Genomic DNA, 1,145 nt, shown 5'->3' on the forward strand with positions numbered 1-1,145 from the left:
ATTTGTTATGTGTTAGATTTTAAAGACTAATTTTTGTTTTTGAGCAATAAGCTCAACATCTTCAAGTGGCTCATATTTCCATTTGGACAACGCTTGTACAGCTACCTTTTCAAAGATCCCCTTTGGGGTGGAATCGATTACAACAATATCAGCCACATCTCCATTTTTAGTAATGTTAAACGTCATGACCACATACCCTGACAGGTTATTCTCTACTGCAACTTTAGGGTATCTCGGCGATACAAACTCTATTGGCTCTAGATCTAAATATTCCGATGAGTAAGTGTTTTCTACAGAACTTGAACACCCTACTACTAAGATCAAGATAAATAATTGCAAAAATCTCATAATCTCTCTCTGACACATAACGCCGCATTAAGGTGTGAGCGGCGCTTGGCTACACTTGAGCGAAGCGAAACTGCCAAGCGTTGCGAATCACTCTTAAATGCTTTGTTATGTGTATGTTGCATAAATCTCAGAGCACAGGGCATCAGCCCACATAAAACATTTGCTACCACTCTCTAAGCCTTCAGATTCAGCAATATCTCGCCCCATATTTGTAAGCTGAATTAAACTAGGCTCAAGGGAAAGGTATAAGTCTCGCCAGATTTGATATTCCATTTTGGATGGTCGTGACTTATTTGGCTCAGGCTCTTTATAAAGAGCTAATTCTTCATTAGCTAAAGATATATTCCCTTTGTGCTTGATGATTAGATGAGTATAAATTGTCCTCACATTCCCAACCCAAAAATCATTTGGGTTAAGCATCATTGCGATCTCAGAGCCAACACTGATACGCAGATATGGCAGGTTTGAGTCATAGATCGTTTTCGGGACGTGATTCACGTCTTGTGCTGATTTCAGTTTGCTCGCTAATTGAAAAACAGAGGAGGCGGGACTGGCGCTTAATACTTTAGGACCAAGAAAATGCTCAGATGCACTGTAATTACCTTCAGGTAGTTCTATTCCTAAAGCTAACTGACAGTAATCGTCTACTTTTTCGTTTGCAAAATATCTTGTTAATAATTTATGAGCATTTTCTCTCTTATTGTAGTGCTCAACTACATTTCGAATATTGATTCCTTCAAACAATTTTCTCTCCTTAGTCAATTAATACACATAACGCCCTGTTAAGGTGTGAGCAA

Annotated in this window: 2 protein-coding genes; both read right to left on the reverse strand. The window is 38.6% G+C overall.

The window, feature by feature from the left end:
* Positions 1-12: 12 nt before the first annotated feature.
* Positions 13-348 carry an energy transducer TonB gene (locus VHA02S_RS24845; RefSeq protein WP_010648852.1) on the reverse strand — a complete coding sequence of 112 codons (336 nt, stop codon included), beginning with the start codon at positions 346-348 and terminating at the stop codon, positions 13-15.
* 105 nt (positions 349-453) lie between these two features.
* On the reverse strand, positions 454-1,092 hold the full coding sequence (locus VHA02S_RS24850; protein WP_038899634.1) for a hypothetical protein: 639 nt from the start codon (positions 1,090-1,092) through the stop codon (positions 454-456).
* Positions 1,093-1,145 lie beyond the last annotated feature (53 nt).

The sequence above is a fragment of the Vibrio harveyi NBRC 15634 = ATCC 14126 = KCTC 12724 genome, assembly GCF_001591145.1.
Taxonomy (GTDB): domain Bacteria; phylum Pseudomonadota; class Gammaproteobacteria; order Enterobacterales; family Vibrionaceae; genus Vibrio; species Vibrio harveyi.